We start from the raw sequence: 19,962 nt of genomic DNA, 5'->3' as shown, positions 1-19,962 counted from the left end.
CTGAAGAGGCGCAAGGCAATTGGTGATTATTTGAACAGTCACACTTTCTGCCACACCAGAAAACACTGTGGGAGCGAGCCTGCTCGCGATGGCGGCTTAACATCCAACAATGATGCTGAATGTAACTCCGCTTCGCGAGCAGGCTCGCTCCCACATTTATGACGCCGTGAGGCTTAAGCCTTTTTAGCCGCCTTGGCCTTGGCACCGCGCTGGCGCTGGGCCTCGAACAGGCACACGCCGGTCGCAACCGAGACGTTGAGACTGCTGACGCTACCGGCCATCGGCAGGTGCACCAGATAATCGCAATGCTCACGGGTCAGACGACGCATGCCTTTGCCTTCGGCACCCATGATCAGGATGGTCGGACCGGTCAGATCCTGGTCATAGATGCTGACTTCGGCCTCACCCGCCGTGCCGACAATCCACAACCCGCGCTGCTGAAGCTTTTCCAGGGTGCGCGCAAGGTTGGTCACCGCCACCAGAGGAATCACTTCCGCCGCGCCGCAAGCCACTTTACGCACCACAGGGGTCAGGGTGGCCGACTTGTCTTTTGGCACGATGACCGCCAGCGCACCGGCAGCATCCGCCGAACGCAGGCAGGCGCCGAGGTTGTGCGGGTCGGTCACGCCGTCGAGCACCAGCAACAGCGGCGCGCCTTCGGTGCGATCGAGCAGCTCGTCGAGCATCGCCTCGCCCCAGACCTGGCTCGGACTGACGTCCGCCACCACGCCCTGGTGCACGCCTTCGACCCAGGCGTCCATTTCGCGGCGCTCGGCCTGACCGATCTGGACCCGGTTTTCGTTGGCCAGCTCGATCAGCGTCTGCACCCGCGGATCGTTGCGACTCTCGGCCAGCCAGATCTGCTTGACGCGTTTAGGGTGGTGACGCAGCAACGCTTCTACCGCGTGAACGCCGTAGATTTTTTCCAACTGACTCATGACTTCGCCTTCGGTTTACGCGCCCCGCCACTTTTGGCTGGAGCGGAACCCGCTTTCGGCGGGCCTTTACGGTGTTTGCTCGGTTTGGCTGGCTTGCCGCCGGAAGCCTTGTCAGGCACCGACCGTCCGGTCTTTCCCCCGGACGCCGCTTTACCACCGTTTTTGGCGTCGGCCAGCAAGGCCTTCTTCATTTCACGGCTTTTGCGCAGTTCGGCGTTTTTCGCCACGGCATCGCTCGGACGATAAGCCTCGACGGCTTTTTCCTTGGCCGGGCGACGGCTGGCGGATTTTGCCGGAGCCTTCTCTTCCACAACCTTCGCTGCAGGAGCGGTCGTCTCGGTGCCACGCTTTTTGCGGCCGATCGGCGCGCTGATGGTTTTTTCAGCCATCTCGAAGTCGATCTTGCGCTCGTCGAGATCGACGCGCATCACCCGCACCTCAACGGTATCGCCAAGACGGAAGCTGCGACCGGTGCGCTCGCCCGCCAGGCGGTGGTGCACAGGGTCGAAGTGGTAGTAGTCACCCGGCAACGCCGTAACATGCACCAGACCTTCGACGTAAATATCGGTCAGTTCGACGAACAGCCCGAAACCGGTCACGGCAGTGATCACGCCCGGGAACGATTCGCCCACGCGGTCCTTCATGAACTCGCACTTGAGCCAGTTCACTACGTCGCGGGTCGCTTCGTCGGCACGGCGCTCGCTCATCGAGCACTGCTCGCCGAGTTGCTCCAGCGCTGCTTCGTCGTACGGATAGATGCGCGCCTTCGGAATGGTCATCGCACCGGCACGGCGAACGTGCGGGGTGTCCTGTTTCGAATGGATCACGCTGCGGATCGCCCGGTGCGTGAGCAGGTCCGGGTAACGACGGATCGGCGAGGTGAAGTGGGTATAAGCTTCGTAATTCAGGCCGAAGTGGCCTTCGTTCTGGGCGCTGTACACCGCCTGGCTCAGGGAGCGCAGCATCACGGTCTGGATCAGGTGGAAATCCGGACGATCCTTGATGCTGGCCAACAGTGCCTGATAGTCCTTCGGCGACGGACCATCCTTGCCTTTGTGCAGGGACAGGCCGAGTTCGCCGAGGAACGCGCGCAGCTTTTCCAGACGCTCCGGTGGCGGGCCGTCGTGGACGCGGTACAGTGCAGGGATTTCGTGCTTTTTCAGGAACTCAGCGGTGGCCACGTTGGCCGCCAGCATGCATTCCTCGATCAGCTTGTGCGCGTCATTACGGGTAGTCGGACGGATTTCGGCAATCTTGCGCTCGGAACCGAAGATGATCCGGGTTTCCTGCGTTTCGAAATCGATCGCGCCACGCACATGACGGGCAGCCAGCAATACCTTGTACAGCGCGTAGAGTTGCTTGAGGTGCGGCAGGACGTCGGTGTATTCACCGCGAAGCTTGCGCCCTTCGGTCGCCTTCGGCGTTTCCAGCATCGCACTGACCTTGTTATAGGTCAGACGGGCGTGGGAATGGATCACCGCTTCATAGAAGCAGTAGTCGGTCATTTCGCCGGACTTGGAGATGGTCATCTCGCAAACCATGGCCAGACGATCGACGTGCGGGTTCAGCGAGCACAGGCCGTTGGAGAGCTGCTCCGGGAGCATCGGCACCACGCGCTCGGGGAAGTACACCGAGTTGCCGCGCACCTGGGCTTCGTTATCCAGAGCCGAACCGATCTTCACATAGCTGGAAACGTCTGCAATCGCCACGTACAACTTCCAGCCGCCGGAGAACAGGCGCAGCTTGCCTGGCTTGGCTTCGCAGTAGACCGCGTCGTCAAAGTCGCGGGCATCTTCGCCGTCAATGGTGACGAACGGCAGATGGCGCAGGTCGACGCGCTTCTCTTTGTCTTTTTCTTCGACTTCCGGCTTGAGTTTGCCGGCTTCCTTCAGAACGGCTTCAGGCCAGACGTGCGGAATGTCGTAGGTGCGCAGGGCGACATCGATTTCCATGCCCGGCGCCATGTAGTTGCCGACGACTTCGATCACGTCGCCTTGCGGCTGGAAGCGCGGAGTCGGCCAGTGGGTGATTTTCACCTCGACGAACTGACCGATCTGGGCGTTGGCGTTACGGCCCGGCGTCACCAGCACTTCCTGCTGGATCTTCGGGTTGTCCGCGACGACGAAGCCGATACCGCCTTCTTCGAAGTAGCGGCCGACGATGCTTTCGTGGGCACGGGACACCACTTCGACGATCACGCCTTCGCGACGACCGCGACGGTCCAGGCCGGAAACACGCGCCAGGGCACGGTCGCCGTCGAACACCAGACGCATTTGCGCCGGGCTCATGAACAGGTCGTCGGAGCCGTCATCCGGCACCAGGAAGCCGAAGCCGTCCCGGTGACCACTGATGCGACCGAGGATCAGGTCGAGCTTGTCGACTGGTGCATACGTGCCACGGCGGGTATAGATCAGTTGAGCATCGCGCTCCATGGCGCGCAGGCGGCGGCGCAGGGCTTCGATCTGGTCTTCTGTGGTCAGACCAAATTCTTCGACCAGTTGCTCGCGGGCAGCAGGCGAACCTCGATCAGCAAGGTGCTGAAGGATCAGTTCGCGGCTGGGAATAGGGTTTTCATATTTTTCCGCTTCACGAGCGGCCTCGGGATCGAGGGACTGCCAATCGGCCATTAGAGAGTTTTCACCTTGTCTATATGCGGGTTAGTTTGGCATAGGCGCCATCAAACGGGAAATTTCAGACTATAAAGGCCTTTCTAAAGCCCTCTATCGACGTTCGAAAGCCGTTTTGAACACCGCTGGTAAAAAAAATCATTTTTTTTGCCGGCAGGGGTTTACAGTTAAAAAGTCGCTCCGTATAGTGCGCGCCATCGACGACGCACACACGTTGACGAGATGCCCAGGTGGTGAAATTGGTAGACACGCCAGCTTCAGGTGCTGGTGACCTTACGGTCGTGGAAGTTCGAGTCTTCTCCTGGGCACCAATTTCGAGTTTGAGACTAGATCAGTTTCAAGACTCACACAAAAACCCGCGAAAGCGGGTTTTTCGCATTCTGCGCCCCGCATTTTTCTGAAAATGATTTATTAAAATCAAATCAGGGGTTTACAGATCAAAAGGCGCTCCGTATAGTGCGCCACATCAACAGCGGCGACGCTGAAGATGAAGCCCAGATGGTGAAATTGGTAGACACGCCAGCTTCAGGTGCTGGTGACCTTACGGTCGTGGAAGTTCGAGTCTTCTTCTGGGCACCAATTCAAATTCAAGATCACGATCTTGAATCTCACAAAAACCCGCGAAAGCGGGTTTTTGCGTTTCCGGGGTTTGGAAAACCTGAATCCCAACGCCTATCAGACCCACCCCCTCCCCGCAAGGCGCACTTGAGAAACAATATCGTTTATCATTGTTGCAAGTTTTTGCAATGCGACAGTGAGGAACCCTGCGAATGATGTTTCGAAATACCCTGCGCCGCGGCTTGACCTTCACCCTGCTCGGCCTGGCACTCGCCACTCCCCTCACCCAGGCTGCCGACAAGGTTTCCCTGACGCTCTACAACGGTCAACACAAGGAAGTCGGCGACGCGATCGCCAAAGCCTTCGAAGCCAAGACCGGCATTCACGTCAATGTCCGCAAAGGTAGCAGCAATCAGCTGGCCAGCCAGATCATCGAAGAAGGCGACCGCTCCCCCGCCGACGTCATCTACACCGAAGAATCCCCGCCGCTGAACAACCTCGGCGAGCAAGGGCTGCTGGCCAAGGCCGACGACGCGACCCTGGCTGTTCTGCCGAAAGAATATGTCGCCGGCAACGGCACCTGGATCGGCGTCACCGCCCGGGTTCGCGTGGTGGCCTTCAACCCGAAACTGATCGACGAAAAAGATCTGCCCAAATCGGTGCTGGATTTCGCCGATCCGCAGTGGCAAGGCAAGGTCGGCTTCGTCCCGACCAGCGGCGCGTTCCAGGAACAGGCCGTGGCCATCATCAAAAAGCACGGTCGCGAAGCCGCCGAAGAATGGCTGACCGGTCTGCGTGCCTTCGGCAAGACCTACAGCAACAACATGGTCGCCCTCAAGGCTGTGGAAAACGGCGAAGTCGCCACCGTGCTGGTGAACAACTACTACTGGTTCGCCCTGCAGCGGGAGAAAGGCCAGCTTGATTCCAAACTGCATTACTTCACCGGCGGCGATGTCGGCGGCCTGATCACCGTGTCCAGCGCAGCCGTGCTGAAATCCAGCAAACATCCAAAAGAAGCCCAGCAATTTCTCGCCTACATGGCCAGCGAAGAAGGCCAGCGCGTGATCACCCAGACCACCGCCGAATACCCGCTGCACAAAGGCATGGAATCGGATCGCGGCCTCAAGCCGTTCAGCGAACTGGAAGCGCCGGATGTCACGCCGGCCGATCTGGGTAATGCCGAAGAGGCGCTGGAGCTGGAACGCGAAGTTGGCCTGAACTGATGACCGCATCGTTATCCGCCCCCGCTACACGCGGGGGTTACGTACCACGGCGCAAACGGCCGTCGATCTGGCTGGTGCTGCCGGTGTTGTTGCTGGTGGTCATGAGCCTGTTGCCGCTGGCCTACGTCGGGATCAAAGCCTGGCAGGCGGGCTGGACCGAAGCGCTGCACTTGCTGTGGCGCCCCTATGTGTTCGGCCTGCTGCGCAACACGCTGGCGCTGATGGTTGGCGTGACCGTGACTTGCGGCGTGATCGGCCTGTCGCTGGCGTGGCTGCTGGAGCGCAGCAATCTGCCGGGCCGACGGCTGTGGGGCGTGATTCTTTGCCTGCCGTTCGCGGTGCCGGCATTCGTCAGCAGCTTTACCTGGGTTTCGCTCAGCGCACAGTTCGAAGGACTCGGCGGGGCGATCCTGGTGATGAGCCTGTCGAAGTACCCGCTGATCTTCCTGCCGGTAGCCGCCACGCTGCGCAATCTTGATCCATCTCTTGAAGAATCGGCACGGACGCTGGGTCAGAATCGCTGGGGCGTGTTTTTCCGCGTCACCCTGCCGCTGCTCTGGCCTTCGCTGCTGGCCGGCTCGTTGCTGATCGCATTGCACATGCTCGTGGAGTTCGGCGCACTGTCGATCATTGGCCTGCAAACCTTCACCACTGCGATCTATCAGCAATTCGAACTGGAATTCAGCAATGCCAACGCGGCGATGCTGTCGGCGGTATTGCTGGCGCTGTGCCTGATGCTGTTGTGGCTGGAGTTGCGGGTGCGCGGCAAGGGACGACATGTACGTACCGGCCAAGGTGCGGCGCGTCGAGCTGAACAAGTGCGACTGGGCCCTTGGGCGATTGCCGGTCAGCTGTATTGCCTGATGCTGGCGATTGTCGGCAGCGGGATTCCGCTGGGCATGCTGGCCTACTGGCTCGCCGTGGGATCGTCAGCGGCATTCCCGGTTGCGGCGATCACTGAAGCCTTGCTGTCCTCATTGGCACTTTCGCTCGGTGGCGCTGGATTGTGTCTGGTGCTGGCGGTGCCGGTCGGACTGCTGGTGGTGCGCTACAAGGGCCAACTGGCGATCTGGGCCGAACGCCTGCCCTATCTGCTGCACGCCCTGCCGGGATTGGTAATCGCGTTGACGCTGGTGTATTTCGCCCTGCATTACGTGCCGGCGCTGTACCAGACTTCCGCGCTATTGCTGATTGCGTATGCGCTGCTGTTTCTGCCGCTGGCTCAGGCGCCGATCCGCACGGCGTTGAACAAGGCTGCCCCGCAACTCGAAGAAGCCGCCCGCACCCTCGGCGCCTCTTCGTTCACGGCGTTCTGCCGGGTGACTTTACCGATCATCTTCCCGGCACTGGGCGCAGCGTTTGCGCTGGTGTTTCTGGATGCCATGAAAGAACTGACGGCTACATTGCTGCTGAGTCCGACCGGGCTCAACACATTGGCGACTGAAGTCTGGGCGCATACCGCAAATGTCGAGTTCGCAGCGGCGGCGCCTTATGCGGCGTTGTTGATTGTGGTGTCGGGATTGCCCGTCTACCTGCTGACAACCCGGATGTATTTGAGCCGATAAAAAAAATCGCAGCCGAAGCTGCGATTTTTTTGCCCGCTACATCAAGCTCGGAACTGCCCCAGACTGGCCTTGAGTTGCGCCGCCAGACCATCCAGCACCTTGCCGCTGGCCGTGGTCTCGACGACCGCCTGTGCGGCTTTCTCGGCCTGGGCATGAATCGTTTCGACGCGCCCCCGCACAGCCTGCGCGCCTTGCGCCTGATGCGCCGCTGCCTGAGTCGCCAGGCCAATCGCCGCATGCACCTGCTCGACCGACGCCTGCACCGATTGCTGCAACCGCGCACTGTCACGCAGCACCAGCAAACCTTCGCTGGCCTGACGCCCGGCCTGACCGATCGCCTCGACCGCTTCACGGGCGCCCTGCTGCAGAGCCACGATGTGCGCTTGAATGTCTCCGGTGGAGCTTTGGGTCTTGCTCGCCAGCGCTCGGACTTCGTCCGCCACCACTGCAAACCCGCGACCGGTCTCGCCGGCCCGGGCCGCTTCGATGGCAGCGTTTAGCGCCAACAGGTTGGTTTGCTCGGCGATGCCGTGAATCACGGTCAGCACCACTTCGATCTGTTCGCTCTGCTGCGCCAGCCGCTCGATGACTTTCGCCCCGGTGTCGACCTGCCCCGCCAGCGCCTCGATCAGGCTGCCGACCTTGGCCGAGGTGCGAGTGTTCTCGTCAGTGGCCTGACGAATATCGACCACCTGCTTCAACGCCGCCTGCATCGCATGGCTTTCCGACTGAGCCTCATCGGCCATTTGCGACAGCGCCCGCAGACTTTCGGCCACTTCATCACGCTGCATCCCGGCCGCTGCGTCGGCCCCGGCGTTGCGCAGGGTCATGGCGCCGATTTCCACACCGGTGCGCTGAGCCACATCCCCGGCCTCGCGCACGATCGGCTGCAACTTGTCCACAAAGCGATTGACCGCCGAAGCCATGTCGCCGATTTCGTCCTTGCTGTTGATCTGCACGCGCTTGGTCAGATCGCCCTCGCCGGCTGCCAGATCATCCATGGCAGCGTTGAGCATTTTCAGGCGATTGACCACTCGATGACCGAGCACCACCGCCAGCAGCAACAGCACCCCGGCACCGACCAGCGCCAGGCCCATACCGATACGCCAGCGCAGAGTTGCTGCAGCGTCCTGTACGGTACTGGTGGTGTTGGCCTTCATTTCGGCAGCCGTGGACTGCGCCGATTGCAGGCGAGCCTGCATGGCGGTGGCACTGTCGGCAGCAGCGCCTTTGAGGCTGTCGCCGACCAGTTGATCGCTGCTGGCAATCAACGCCGTGAAGCGCTGATCGAGCGCCGCCAGATCGGTTTCAACCGAGGCGGTCGAGACGCCCATCAGCACTTTGCCGATTTCCACGCCATTGGGATTGATCGAAGCTTCAAGGTAGTAGACCGACGGATCGTTCTTCGCCGCATCCAGCACTTTATCCAGCGCCCGCTCGCCCTGACCCTTTTCCAAAAGGGCCTTGTTGATCGGGTTTTCGCGGTTGAGGTAGCGAGTCAGATGCTGGCCGGTGGCGTCGTCATACACCACGAACAGCACGTTGGGATTACGCTGGGCCCGGCGGGCGAATTCGGAAAGGGTCGGTACGTCGCTGTCCCACATGGCACGGGGCGCCACGGAGGCCAGCAACTGAGCCATGTCATTGGCCGAATCCTTCAGGTCTTTTTCCAACGTCGCACGCAGCTGCGACTGCTCCTCCTTCAGACGCGAGGAAAGACCGGCGGTAAGACGCTGACGGGTACTCGAGGAGAGGTTGTCGAGACTCGACGTGACTTCGCGCCCGGCCTGCTCCAGCTCTCCGGACAACTTCTGGCTATCGGCGCCCAGGCGAGTGCCGAGATCGGCTTCCAGCGCGGTCACGGTGCTCCGCGTCAGGGCGACGGCCACCAGCACTTGCACCAAAAGGGCGATACCAAGGGTAACGAACACAGGCCGCAACAAACGGCTTTGTAACAGTGAGAGAACGGCTGACACTTTGAATCCCTCTACTTCTGACGCCATTAATTTGATGGCACTCTTGTAGACAGAATCACAGCAAAGGTCATGCCGTCCAACGGGCATAAACGACAAAGGCCCCGATGAAGGGGCCTTTGTTTTTTACATCAACGACTTATCAAGCGAACGGATGACGCAGAACGATAGTTTCGTTTCGGTCCGGCCCCGTCGAAATAATGTCGATCGGCGCGCCGATCAACTCTTCAACGCGTTTGATGTAGGCACGAGCGTTAGCCGGCAGCTCCTCCAGGGTCTTGGCACCCACGGTCGACTCGCTCCAGCCTGGCACTTCTTCGTACACAGGCTGCAGGCCCACGTAGCTGTCAGCGTCAGTCGGAGCAACGGCGTTGCCTTGTGCATCCTTGTAGCCGGTGCAGATGTTGATGGTTTCCAGACCGTCGAGTACGTCTAGCTTGGTCAGGCAGATGCCCGAGATGCTGTTCACATCGATAGCGCGACGCAGGATAACGGCGTCAAACCAGCCGCAACGACGGGCACGGCCGGTGGTAGCGCCGAATTCGTGACCTTGCTTGGCCAGGTGCGCACCGACTTCGTCGAACAGCTCGGTCGGGAATGGGCCCGAACCTACGCGAGTGGTGTAAGCCTTGGTGATGCCCAGGATGTAGTCCAGGAACATCGGACCAACGCCCGAACCGGTCGCCACGCCACCCGCGGTGGTGTTGGAGCTGGTCACGTACGGGTAGGTGCCGTGGTCGATGTCGAGCAACGAACCCTGGGCGCCTTCGAACATGATGTCTTTGCCGGCGCGACGCAGGTCGTGCAGCTCGGCAGTCACGTCCAGCATCAGCGGCTTGAGCAGCTCGGCGTATTCCTTGCACTCGGCCAGAGTCTTTTCGTACTCGATGGCAGCCTCTTTGTAGTAACCGACCAGCATGAAGTTGTGGTAGTCCACCAGCTCACGCAGCTTGTCTTCAAAGCGCGGCATGTTGAGCAGGTCGCCGACACGCAGACCGCGACGTGCAACCTTGTCTTCGTAAGCCGGGCCGATGCCGCGACCGGTCGTACCGATCTTCAGCTCGCCGCGGGCCTTTTCACGGGCCTGGTCCAGCGCCACGTGGAAGGACAGGATCAGCGGGCAGGAAGGGCTGATGCGCAGGCGCTCGCGCACCGGTACGCCTTTCTCTTCCAGCTTGGTGATCTCGCGCAGCAGGGCGTCAGGTGCAACCACCACGCCGTTGCCGATCAGGCACTGCACGCCTTCGCGCAGCACGCCCGACGGGATCAGGTGCAAGACGGTTTTTTCACCGTCGATCACCAGAGTGTGACCGGCGTTGTGGCCACCCTGGTAGCGCACTACGGCGGCAGCATGTTCGGTCAGCAGATCAACGATCTTGCCTTTGCCCTCATCACCCCATTGGGTGCCCAGGACTACGACATTCTTACCCATAACACTTGTCCTCATTCGCGCAAACTTGGTGCCGGCGTCAGCCGGCAGGAAAACTCAAGAAGCCAGTGGCGATACTTGCCAAAGCCCGTTCTGCTGGATCAATTGCCGGTCGCAGTCCGCATCACGGGCGGCGGCCAAAGGTTGTCCAGGCAACGCCTGAACGACACGCTGACCCTCACTGCGCAACTGGCAAACCTGCTGCCAGAGTGCCGCATCCGTACTGTCAGGCATCCAGATACCGCCAGACGGTAGCTCGATCTCAGCACGCCCCAGGGTCACCAGGGTTTTCAAATCGGTGGAGAAGCCCGTAGCCGGACGGGCGCGACCGAAGTCGGCGCCGATGTCGTCGTAGCGACCGCCCTGGGCGATGGACTGGCCAACACCTGGCACGAACACCGCGAACACCACACCGGTGTGGTAGTGATAACCGCGAAGCTCGCCGAGGTCGAAGTACAGCGGCAGCTCCGGGAAGCGCACCGACAGACGCTCGGCGATTGCCAGCAAATCTTCCAGTGCCGCCAGTACCGGTGCCGGCGCATTGGCCAGACGCTCGCGGGCAGCGCTCAGCACCTCACGGCCGCCGCACAGGTCGACCAGCGCACGCAGCATGCCGGACAGATCGGCCGGCAGGCCTTCGGTCAGGGTAATGACCTCGTCGATGGCCTTGCGTTGCAACGCATCGAACAACTGCTGCTCGACTTCACCCGACAGGCCAGCCGCCTGGGCCAGACCGCGATAGATGCCGACATGCCCGAGGTCCATGTGCACGTCCGGCACATCGGCCAGTTGCAACATGGCCAGCATCAGGCTGATGACTTCGACGTCGCTGCTCGGGCTGGCATCGCCGTACAACTCGGCGCCCAGCTGGATCGGGCTGCGCGAGGACGACAAGGCACGCGGCTGGGCATGCAGCACGCTGCCGGCGTAGCACAGACGGCTCGGGCCTTCGCGCCGCAGGGTGTGCGCATCGATGCGCGCCACTTGCGGCGTGATGTCGGCACGGAAACCCATCTGCCGGCCCGATTGCGGGTCGATGACCTTGAAGGTACGCAGATCCAGGTCCTGGCCCGCGCCGGTCAGCAGGGATTCCAGGTACTCGATATGGGGAGTCACGACAAACTCGTAACCCCAGCTCTGGAACAGATCCAACACCTGACGACGCGCAACTTCAATGCGCGCCGCTTCCGGTGGCAGTACTTCTTCGATGCCATCTGGCAGCAGCCAGCGGTCTACCGTTGCCATTACGCCATTCCCCTTAGATCCGGGCGGCCAGCCCGAGGGCGAGCCTTGAGTGAAGCAGAAAATGACCGGCCCGTTCAAAACGCACGCGCATGAACGACGCGGCGAAAGGCCTGTTACCGGCTTCGCCCATCACTTTCCTCGAAAAACTGTCGGGCCATTCAACCCGATCTTCTGCAACAAAAACAGCAATCAAACGTGCAGACGCAAAAAAGCCGGGAATTTCCCGGCTGCCGCATCATACACACGTTTTCCCAAAGGATCACCCCGCCCGAGGTATTAGCCGCCGGGCGGAATGATTCAGGTCAACGTCGTATCAAGGCTTGGACTTTTCCAGGTAACGGAAGAAGTCGCTGCTTGGGTCGAGGACCAGGACGTCGGATTTGTTCGCGAAGCTTTCACGGTAGGCACGCAGGCTACGGTAGAAACCGTAGAATTCCTGATCCTGGCCGTAGGCCTTGGAGTAGATCGCAGCGGCCTGGGCATCACCGTCACCGCGAATCTCTTCGGATTCACGATAGGCTTCAGCCAGCAGCACACGGCGTTGACGATCGGCGTCGGCACGGATGCCTTCGGCCAGCTCGTTACCCTTGGCGCGGTGCTCGCGAGCTTCACGCTCACGCTCGGTGCTCATACGTTCGAACACGCTGCGGTTCACTTCTTTCGGCAGATCGATGGCCTTGACCCGGACATCGACCACTTCGATACCCAGCTCTTTTTCCGCCATCTTGTTCAGCGATGCGGTGATGTCAGCCATCAGTGCATCACGCTCACCGGACACGACTTCGTGCAGGGTGCGCTTACCGAACTGGTCACGCAGACCCGATTCCAGTCGACGGGACAGACGCTCGTCGGCGATCTGCTTGAGGCCGGACGTTGCGGTGTAGAAGCGCTCGGCATCTTTCACGCGCCACTTGGCGTAGGCATCGACCATCACGGCTTTCTTTTCCAGCGTCAGAAAACGCTGTGTCGGTGCATCCAGCGTCATCAGACGTGCGTCGAATTTACGCACCTGGTTAACGTAAGGAACCTTCACATGCAGACCTGGCTGAACATCAGCCTGAACCACGCGACCGAATTGCAGCAACACCGCGCGCTCGGTCTGAGCGACGATGTAGAAGCAGTTCCAGCCAACCAATACCACAACAACGCCAACGATCAGGGCGATCAGCGATTTATTGCTCATCAGCGGGTCTCCCTTGTACGCGACTGCGGCACGTCAGTGACATGCGGCGTGACGTCCGTGTTGTTACTGGCGGCAGCCGAACCGGTGACCGGTGCATTGCTGCCCGAGCTGTTCTGAATCATCTTGTCCAGCGGCAGGTAAAGCAGGTTGCTCTGGCCGTTCTTGTTGCCGGTCACGAGCACCTTGCTGGTGCTGCTGAAGACTTCCTGCATGGTGTCCAGGTACAGACGCTGGCGAGTGACCTCGGGCGCCTTGCGATACTCGGCGACCAGTTTGGTGAAGCGATCTGCCTCACCCTTGGCGCGCGAGACCGTTTCGTCACGGTAACCGTTGGCATCTTCGAGGATGCGCTGGGCCTGACCACGGGCTTCCGGCACCACGCCGTTGGCGTAGGTTTCAGCCTGGTTGCGCGAACGCTGCTCGTCTTCACGGGCGCGGATCACGTCATCGAAGGCTTCCTGCACTTCACGCGGTGCCGCTGCGCTCTGTACGTTGACCTGGGTAACGGTGATACCGGTGCGATAGGTATCGAGGAAACGTTGCAGACGCTCCTTGATCTCGCTGGCCATCAGCTCACGACCTTCGGTCAGCACCTGGTCCATCGCGGTGGAACCCACCACATGGCGCAGCGCACTGTCGGTCGCATGTTGCAGGCTGATTTCCGGCTGGTCGACGTTCAGCACGAAGTCCTGCAGGTTGCTGATCTTGTACTGCACGGTCAGCGGCACTTCGACGATGTTCTCGTCTTCGGTCAGCATCTGGCCCTGCTTGGTGTAGGCACGCTCACGCGTGACGTTCTCCATGTACTTCTTGTCGATCGGCGGGAAGTAGATGTTCAGGCCGGGACCGACAGTCTCGTAGTACTTGCCGAAGCGCAGCACCACGGCCTGCTCCTGCTCGTCCACGACGTACACCGCGCTGTACAGCCAGACGGCCGCCAGCACGACCAGGCCGATGCCGAGCAGGCCGCCGAAGCCGCCGCTCTTGCCCGAGCCACCACCGTCATCACCGCGTTTTTTTCCACCACCGAACAACCCGTTCAGGCTTTCCTGCAGCTTTCGGAAGGCCTCGTCGAGATCCGGCGGCCCCTTGCGGTCGCCGTTGTTGCGACGCTTGCCACCCCAAGGATCCTGATTGTTCGAGTTGCCACCCGGCTCATTCCAAGCCATAGCGCTCTCCATCTGATAAAGCAAAGACGCACCCACGGCGCGCCGACCAATGCTACAGAATGCCTGCCGTTGCGGCACAACCGCTTTGTCAGGCTTTTATTGCAAAGTGTGTTGCTCGATGAACTCCGTCGGCACAACGCCTTCACGACTGACCAGTCGATTGAGCTCCGAGCGTGGCAATCGAACGGCCAGCAAGCTGACACCTTCTTCGTCGTATTCTTCTTTCTGTACCGCGCCCAACTCGAAAAACTGTGCACGCAGACGCGCGAACCGCTGAGGCAAACGCAAGGTACCCACGAACAAATCGCTGCCGAGCAATTCAGCAATGGCTTGCTCAAGCAATTCCAGACCGGTGCCATCACGGGCTGACAACCAGACCCGCTGGGGCTTGCCGTTTTCATCGCGCTGGATTTGTGGCTCAACGCCTTCAAGCAAATCGAGTTTGTTATAGACCTCGAGGATCGGCAAGTCCTGGGCACCGATCTCGCCCAGTACCACCATCACCTGCTCGATCTGCAACATGCGATCCGGTTCGGCCGCATCGATCACGTGCAACAGCAGGTCGGAGTTGCTCGACTCTTCGAGCGTAGACCGAAATGCCTCGACCAGTTTGTGCGGCAAATGGCGAATGAAACCCACGGTGTCGGCCAGGACAATCGGCCCCAGGTCGTCCAGATCCAGACGGCGCAGGGTCGGGTCGAGCGTGGCGAACAGCTGGTCAGCAGCGTACACGTCGGACTTGGTCACGTTATTGAACAGCGTGGATTTACCGGCGTTGGTATATCCCACCAGAGACACGGTAGGGATATCCGCACGCGAGCGGCCGCGACGCGACTGTTCGCGCTGGCTGCGCACTTTTTCCAGTCGGCCCTTGATCTGGCGCAGGCGTACCCGCAGCAGTCGCCGGTCGGTTTCGAGCTGGGTTTCACCCGGGCCGCGCATGCCGATACCGCCACCCTGACGCTCAAGGTGAGTCCAGCCGCGGACCAGCCGGGTGCTCATGTGGTCAAGCTGGGCCAGTTCTACCTGGAGCTTGCCCTCATGGGTACGGGCGCGTTGGGCGAAAATATCGAGAATCAGACCGGTACGGTCGATCACGCGACACTCGAAAACACGTTCGAGGTTACGTTCCTGACTGGGCGTGAGGACGTGATTGAAGATCACCAGATCGGCTTCTTCGGCGTGAACCAGGTCGCGCAGTTCCTCGACCTTGCCGCTGCCAATCAGGTATTTGGCGGTTGGCCGATGACGCGGCACGTTAAAAAACGCAACGGTCTCGGCGCCAGCCGAATTTGCCAGTTCCTGAAACTCCTGCGGATCTTCGCGCGCCTCAGGGTCCTGTCCATCCAAGTGAACGAGGATGACTCGTTCACCACCACCGTGGCGCTCAAAGAACAAAGGAGACTCCTATCAGGCGTTACCTGGCTCAGCGTCACCTGCTTCGGATTCGGTTGCGCTTGGCAGACGAATTGGACGAACCGGCACGACTGTAGAGATAGCGTGTTTGTAAACCATCTGGCTAACGGTGTTCTTCAGCAGGATAACGAACTGGTCGAACGACTCGATCGTGCCTTGCAGTTTGATCCCGTTCACCAGGTAGATGGAAACCCCCACCTTCTCTTTACGTAAAGTATTCAAGTAAGGGTCTTGTAGCGAATGCCCTTTTGACATGTGCCGCACTCCTTTAAGGATTCAATATAAAAAATAGGTAAACAGATGGCTTTTGCCGCCACACCCCCAAGGATAGACGGCAATTGCAAGGACTCAGCTCAATATGGAGATCGTCCCAAGGTATTTCAAGGCGCGTGGCAGATTGTCGCAATCCAGACTGTCGAGCCAGTGTAAATCTTTCCAGCTGCGCAGCCAGGTGAACTGGCGTTTGGCCAATTGGCGCGTGGCGATGATGCCCCGCTCCTGCATCTCGGCCGACGTCAGCTTGCCATCCAGGAAGTCCCAGACCTGGCGGTAGCCTACCGCACGTATAGACGGCAACCCGGCATGCAGGTCACTTCTATTACGCAGGGCTACGACCTCGTCGATGAATCCCTGTTCCAGCATACTTGTGAATCTTTGTTTAATGCGCTCGTGCAGTACCTGGCGATTAGTTGGTGCAATCGCCAGGTTCGCGACAGTATAGGGCAATTGTTGCAGTCCCGATGCGGCCGCTTCAGCACTTTGCGCAGATTGTTGCAGGCGCAGCGAAGTCATGCTCTGACCGCTGACCCGGTAAACTTCCAGCGCACGACTCAGTCGTTGTGGATCGTTCGGATGGATGCGTGCCGCCGACTCGGGATCGATGACCGCCAGTTGCTCGTGCAGGGCTTGCCAGCCAAGGCGTGCAGCCTCTTCTTCAATCTGCGCGCGAACCTCGGGATCGGCCGCCGGCATGTCCGCCAAACCGTCGATCAAAGCCTTGTAATAGAGCATCGTGCCGCCCACCAGCAGCGGAATTTTTCCGCGTGCGGTGATCTCGGCCATGGCCTCCAGCGCATCACGACGGAAATCCGCTGCCGAATAGGCTTCGGCCGGATCGAGAATGTCGATCAGTCGATGAGGGAATTCGGCCAGCAGTTCTTTGGAAGGCTTGGCGGTGCCGATGTCCATGCCGCGATAGACCAGCGCCGAATCGACGCTGATCAGCTCGCACGGCAGCACCTTGGTCAGCTCGATGGCCAGGTCGGTCTTGCCCGCAGCGGTCGGGCCCATCAGGAAAATCGCTGGAGGAAGCTGGCTCATCAACGACCGCGCAGGAACAGTTTGTCCAGATCGTCCAGGCCCAGTTGGGTCCAGGTCGGTCGGCCATGGTTGCATTGACCGCTGCGTTCAGTGTTTTCCATGTCACGCAGCAGGCCGTTCATTTCCGGCAGGGCCAGGCGGCGGTTGGCGCGGATCGCGCCGTGGCAGGCCATGGTGCCGAGCAGTTCGTTCAAATGTGCCTGGATCCGGTCGCTGGTACCGTATTCCATCAAGTCCGACAGGACATCGCCCACCAGACGGTTGGCTTCAGCCTGCTTGAGCAGGGCCGGGATCTGCCGGATGGCCAGGGTTTCCGGGCCAAGGCGCTGCAATTCAAAACCGAGGCGCTGGAACCATGCCGCATGTTCTTCGGCGCAATCGGCCTCGCGCTGACTGACCGCCAGCGATTCCGGCACCAGCAGCGGCTGGCCGCTCAGGCCTTCGCTGGCCATGGCGATCTTCAGACGCTCGTACATGATCCGCTCGTGAGCGGCGTGCATGTCCACCAAAACCAGGCCCTGGGCGTTCTCGGACAGAATATAGATGCCCTTGAGCTGCGCCAGCGCATAACCCAGCGGCGGGATGTCTTCCTGACCGGCCGGCAGCGCGTTGGCATTCGCTTCAGGCAGCGGCGCAAAAAACTCGCGATACGCGGCCTGGGCCTCGGCAACCGGCACGGTCGATTGCGGACGCGGCGTGTATTGATACTGATAAGCGCCGCCCGCACTGGCGCCCGACGAGGTATTGAACGCCGGCTGCGCTTGCGGCTGCTCCAGCAACGCATTGGCCGCCAGACGCATTTCGCCCTGCGGTCCGAATTCACCGGCTTCAAGGCCGGTCGGCCGGACGATCGCGGTGGTCACCGCACCGGCAAGCTGATCTTCCGGGCGCACATCACCGAGGGCCCGGTGCAAGGTGCCATACAGGAAGTCATGCACCATGCGCCCGTCACGGAAGCGCACTTCGTGTTTGGTCGGGTGCACGTTGACGTCGACCGCTGCCGGATCAACCTCGAAAAACAGTGCGAACGTCGGATGCCGGCCGTTGAACAGCACATCGCGATAAGCCTGACGCACCGCGTGGGCCACCAGCTTGTCGCGCACCGCACGGCCATTGACGAAGAAATACTGCAAGTCCGCCTGACTGCGGTTGAAGGTCGGCAGACCGACCCAGCCCCACAAATGCAGGCCATTGCGTTCGATTTCGATCGGCAACGCCTGCTCGAGGAAGCCCGAACCGCAGATCGCCGCTACACGCCGGGCGCGGGCCGCGTCATCGTGGGCTTCGTGCAGGCTGAGGATGGTCTTGCCGTTGTGGCGCAGATGGAACGCCACGTCGAAACGCGCCAGCGCCAGACGCTTGATCACTTCCTGCAGGTGATCGAATTCGGTTTTTTCAGTCTTGAGGAATTTGCGGCGTGCCGGGGTGTTGAAGAACAGGTCACGGACTTCCACCGACGTGCCGACCGGGTGCGCCGCTGGCTGCACGCGAGGCGCCATGTCGCGGCCTTCAGTCTCGACCTGCCAGGCCTGATCGGCGTCGCGGGTACGCGAGGTCAGGGTCAGACGCGCCACGGAGCTGATCGAAGCCAAAGCCTCGCCCCGGAAACCCAGGCTCATCACCTGTTCGAGGTCTTCCAGGTTACGGATCTTGCTGGTGGCGTGACGGGCCAGGGCCAGCGGCAGGTCATCAGCGGAAATGCCGCTGCCGTCGTCACGCACTCGCAGCAGTTTGACGCCGCCCTGCTCGACATCGACGTCGATACGCTTGGCGCCGGAGTCGAGGCTGTTTTCCAGCAGCTCCTTGATCACCGAGGCCGGGCGTTCGACTACCTCACCGGCGGCGATCTGGTTCGCCAGCCGCGGGCTGAGCAGTTCAATGCGGGCAGCGTTCAGGACCTGGTTCATTCTTTGGACGCCAGTTCGGTGCCGGGAATGGTCAGGTGCTGACCGACTTTCAGATCATCGCTTTTCAGATTGTTGGCACTACGCAGTGTGGCCGGCGAAATCTGATAACGCACGGCAATCATCGCCACGGTCTCACCCGGACCTACCCGGTGATCACGCGGTCCCTGAGCGATCTTGCCCGAATCACGCAGCCAGGCGATGTAAGTGCCCGGTGGCGGATTCTGCTGGAAGAACTGACGCACGCCGCTGCTGATCGAGCGCGCCAGCGCCTGCTGGTGGCTCGCTGCCGAGAGTTTGCTCGCTTCGTTGGCGTTGGAGATGAAGCCGGTTTCCACCAGGATCGACGGGATGTCCGGCGATTTCAGCACCATGAATCCGGCCTGTTCCACGCGCTGCTTGTGCAGCGGGGTGACCCGGCCAATGTTGGTCAGGACCTTCTGGCCGACGTTGAGGCTGGAGGTCAGCGAGGCGGTCATCGACAGGTCGAGCAGAACGCCGGCCAGCATCCGGTCCTTGTCGTCGAGGCTGACGTTGCCGGCACCACCGATCAGGTCGGAACGGTTTTCGCTGTCGGCCAGCCAACGGGCGGTTTCCGAGGTGGCTCCACGATCAGACAGGGCAAACACCGACGCACCGAACGCGGCCGCAGACGGCGCAGCGTCGGCGTGGATCGAGACGAACAGGTCGGCGCCCTTCTTGCGGGCAATCTCGGTACGACCGCGCAGCGGGATGAAGTAGTCGCCGGTACGGGTCAGTTCGGCGCGGAAGCCTTTCATGCCGTTGACCTGACGCTGCAACTCGCGGGCGATCTGCAGTACCACGTCTTTTTCGCGCTGGCCGCGAGAACCCGATGCTCCCGGGTCTTCACCGCCGTGACCGGCGTCGATGACCACGATGATGTCGCGCTTTCCGGCCGGGGCCGGTGGCAGTTTGATCGCAGGTTCAGCCGGCGTGACAGGCACCGCCGGTACGGTAGCGACCGACGGCGTCGGCGCAGGCGGTGGTGCCGCGTCTGCCGGGTTGTCGAACAGGTCGACCACCAGACGGTTGCCATACTGGGCGTTCGGCGCCAGCGAGAAGCTTTTCGGAGTGACCGCTTTTTTCAGGTCGATGACCACCCGCAGGTCGGTCGGCGTGCGCTGGGCCGAACGCATCGCAGTGATCGGCGTGTTGGCGGTCTGCACATTCAGCGGCGCGCCGAGGGTGGCGCCGTTGATGTCGATCACCAGACGATCCGGCGCGGTCAGTGTGAAGACGCTGTGCTGCACCGGGCCTGTCAGGTCGAACACCAGTCGCGTGTTGTCCGGCGCCCGCCACAGGCGCACGCTGTTGACCTTCGTCTCGGCCACAGCGTTGACGGTTACTGCCATCAACATCAGTCCAACGGCAGCCACCAACGCGCGAAAGCG

Annotated in this window: 14 protein-coding genes and 2 tRNA genes; 4 read left to right on the top strand and 12 right to left on the bottom strand. The window is 60.9% G+C overall.

The window, feature by feature from the left end; translation table 11 throughout:
• Positions 1 to 173 precede the first annotated feature (173 nt).
• Together rlmB and rnr are read right to left on the bottom strand one after the other, a co-directional pair.
• Positions 174 to 938 (bottom strand): 23S rRNA (guanosine(2251)-2'-O)-methyltransferase RlmB, encoded by a 765-nt coding sequence (gene rlmB, locus BMZ46_RS14040; protein ID WP_039766671.1) that lies wholly within the window; start codon positions 936 to 938, stop codon positions 174 to 176.
• Positions 935 to 3,565, bottom strand: coding sequence for a ribonuclease R (rnr, locus tag BMZ46_RS14035; RefSeq protein ID WP_074689637.1), 2,631 nt, complete (start codon positions 3,563 to 3,565; stop codon positions 935 to 937). Before rnr ends, rlmB begins: the two co-directional genes overlap by 4 nt.
• 224 nt (positions 3,566 to 3,789) lie before the next feature.
• Between rnr and BMZ46_RS14030 the strand changes: the two genes are divergently transcribed.
• The 4 genes from BMZ46_RS14030 to BMZ46_RS14015 all read left to right on the top strand — a co-directional run bounded on the left by BMZ46_RS14030 (position 3,790) and on the right by BMZ46_RS14015 (position 6,911).
• Positions 3,790 to 3,876, top strand: a tRNA-Leu gene (locus BMZ46_RS14030).
• Positions 3,877 to 4,057: 181 nt separating this feature from the next.
• A tRNA-Leu gene (locus BMZ46_RS14025) sits at positions 4,058 to 4,144 on the top strand.
• A gap of 191 nt (positions 4,145 to 4,335) precedes the next feature.
• Positions 4,336 to 5,346: an extracellular solute-binding protein gene (locus BMZ46_RS14020; protein ID WP_074689636.1), complete on the top strand. Its 1,011-nt coding sequence runs from the start codon at positions 4,336 to 4,338 to the stop codon at positions 5,344 to 5,346.
• Complete coding sequence (locus BMZ46_RS14015) at positions 5,346 to 6,911, top strand: ABC transporter permease (protein WP_074689635.1); 1,566 nt, start codon at positions 5,346 to 5,348, stop codon at positions 6,909 to 6,911. The genes BMZ46_RS14020 and BMZ46_RS14015 overlap by 1 nt, the downstream gene beginning before the upstream one ends.
• 41 nt (positions 6,912 to 6,952) lie before the next feature.
• On the opposite strand, the gene BMZ46_RS14010 is transcribed toward BMZ46_RS14015, so the two are convergent.
• The 10 genes from BMZ46_RS14010 to BMZ46_RS13965 form a co-directional block, all read right to left on the bottom strand.
• On the bottom strand, positions 6,953 to 8,887 hold the full coding sequence (locus tag BMZ46_RS14010; RefSeq protein ID WP_074689728.1) for a methyl-accepting chemotaxis protein: 1,935 nt from the start codon (positions 8,885 to 8,887) through the stop codon (positions 6,953 to 6,955).
• A gap of 139 nt (positions 8,888 to 9,026) precedes the next feature.
• Positions 9,027 to 10,316 carry an adenylosuccinate synthase gene (locus BMZ46_RS14005; protein ID WP_039766659.1) on the bottom strand — a complete coding sequence of 430 codons (1,290 nt, stop codon included), beginning with the start codon at positions 10,314 to 10,316 and terminating at the stop codon, positions 9,027 to 9,029.
• Positions 10,317 to 10,370: 54 nt separating this feature from the next.
• Positions 10,371 to 11,558 carry an ATP phosphoribosyltransferase regulatory subunit gene (locus BMZ46_RS14000; RefSeq protein ID WP_011332186.1) on the bottom strand — a complete coding sequence of 396 codons (1,188 nt, stop codon included), beginning with the start codon at positions 11,556 to 11,558 and terminating at the stop codon, positions 10,371 to 10,373.
• Positions 11,559 to 11,871: 313 nt separating this feature from the next.
• Positions 11,872 to 12,741, bottom strand: coding sequence for a protease modulator HflC (hflC, locus tag BMZ46_RS13995; protein WP_007950723.1), 870 nt, complete (start codon positions 12,739 to 12,741; stop codon positions 11,872 to 11,874).
• Positions 12,741 to 13,910 carry an FtsH protease activity modulator HflK gene (hflK, locus tag BMZ46_RS13990; protein ID WP_039766653.1) on the bottom strand — a complete coding sequence of 390 codons (1,170 nt, stop codon included), beginning with the start codon at positions 13,908 to 13,910 and terminating at the stop codon, positions 12,741 to 12,743. Before hflK ends, hflC begins: the two co-directional genes overlap by 1 nt.
• A gap of 96 nt (positions 13,911 to 14,006) precedes the next feature.
• Complete coding sequence (hflX, locus tag BMZ46_RS13985) at positions 14,007 to 15,308, bottom strand: ribosome rescue GTPase HflX (protein WP_074689634.1); 1,302 nt, start codon at positions 15,306 to 15,308, stop codon at positions 14,007 to 14,009.
• A gap of 12 nt (positions 15,309 to 15,320) precedes the next feature.
• The gene (gene hfq / locus BMZ46_RS13980; protein ID WP_007902656.1) at positions 15,321 to 15,581 is read right to left on the bottom strand and encodes an RNA chaperone Hfq; all 261 of its coding nucleotides are present in this window, start codon (positions 15,579 to 15,581) and stop codon (positions 15,321 to 15,323) included.
• A 93-nt stretch (positions 15,582 to 15,674) separates the two neighbouring features.
• The gene (miaA, locus tag BMZ46_RS13975; protein WP_074689633.1) at positions 15,675 to 16,646 is read right to left on the bottom strand and encodes a tRNA (adenosine(37)-N6)-dimethylallyltransferase MiaA; all 972 of its coding nucleotides are present in this window, start codon (positions 16,644 to 16,646) and stop codon (positions 15,675 to 15,677) included.
• Positions 16,646 to 18,553: a DNA mismatch repair endonuclease MutL gene (gene mutL, locus BMZ46_RS13970; RefSeq protein WP_074689632.1), complete on the bottom strand. Its 1,908-nt coding sequence runs from the start codon at positions 18,551 to 18,553 to the stop codon at positions 16,646 to 16,648. Before mutL ends, miaA begins: the two co-directional genes overlap by 1 nt.
• Positions 18,550 to 19,929, bottom strand: coding sequence for an N-acetylmuramoyl-L-alanine amidase (locus BMZ46_RS13965; protein ID WP_371855323.1), 1,380 nt, complete (start codon positions 19,927 to 19,929; stop codon positions 18,550 to 18,552). The genes mutL and BMZ46_RS13965 overlap by 4 nt, the downstream gene beginning before the upstream one ends.
• Between the last annotated feature and the right edge of the window lie 33 nt (positions 19,930 to 19,962).

The sequence above is a fragment of the Pseudomonas sp. NFIX49 genome (assembly GCF_900115915.1).
Classification (GTDB): domain Bacteria; phylum Pseudomonadota; class Gammaproteobacteria; order Pseudomonadales; family Pseudomonadaceae; genus Aquipseudomonas; species Aquipseudomonas pharyngis.
The sequence above is the reverse complement of the archived record's forward strand: the minus strand, read 5'-3'. Positions and strand labels throughout refer to the sequence as shown.

Excerpts from the sequence above, each read along its gene's own strand:
- rlmB (WP_039766671.1), bottom strand. The coding sequence starts at position 938 with ATGAGTCAGTTGGAAAAAATCTACGGCGTTCACGCGGTAGAAGCGTTG.
- rnr (WP_074689637.1), bottom strand. The coding sequence starts at position 3,565 with ATGGCCGATTGGCAGTCCCTCGATCCCGAGGCCGCTCGTGAAGCGGAA.
- BMZ46_RS14020 (WP_074689636.1), top strand. The coding sequence starts at position 4,336 with ATGATGTTTCGAAATACCCTGCGCCGCGGCTTGACCTTCACCCTGCTC.
- BMZ46_RS14015 (WP_074689635.1), top strand. The coding sequence starts at position 5,346 with ATGACCGCATCGTTATCCGCCCCCGCTACACGCGGGGGTTACGTACCA.
- BMZ46_RS14005 (WP_039766659.1), bottom strand. The coding sequence starts at position 10,316 with ATGGGTAAGAATGTCGTAGTCCTGGGCACCCAATGGGGTGATGAGGGC.
- BMZ46_RS14000 (WP_011332186.1), bottom strand. The coding sequence starts at position 11,558 with ATGGCAACGGTAGACCGCTGGCTGCTGCCAGATGGCATCGAAGAAGTA.
- hflC (WP_007950723.1), bottom strand. The coding sequence starts at position 12,741 with ATGAGCAATAAATCGCTGATCGCCCTGATCGTTGGCGTTGTTGTGGTA.
- hflK (WP_039766653.1), bottom strand. The coding sequence starts at position 13,910 with ATGGCTTGGAATGAGCCGGGTGGCAACTCGAACAATCAGGATCCTTGG.
- hfq (WP_007902656.1), bottom strand. The coding sequence starts at position 15,581 with ATGTCAAAAGGGCATTCGCTACAAGACCCTTACTTGAATACTTTACGT.
- miaA (WP_074689633.1), bottom strand. The coding sequence starts at position 16,646 with ATGAGCCAGCTTCCTCCAGCGATTTTCCTGATGGGCCCGACCGCTGCG.
- mutL (WP_074689632.1), bottom strand. The coding sequence starts at position 18,553 with ATGAACCAGGTCCTGAACGCTGCCCGCATTGAACTGCTCAGCCCGCGG.
- BMZ46_RS13965 (WP_371855323.1), bottom strand. The coding sequence starts at position 19,929 with ATGTTGATGGCAGTAACCGTCAACGCTGTGGCCGAGACGAAGGTCAAC.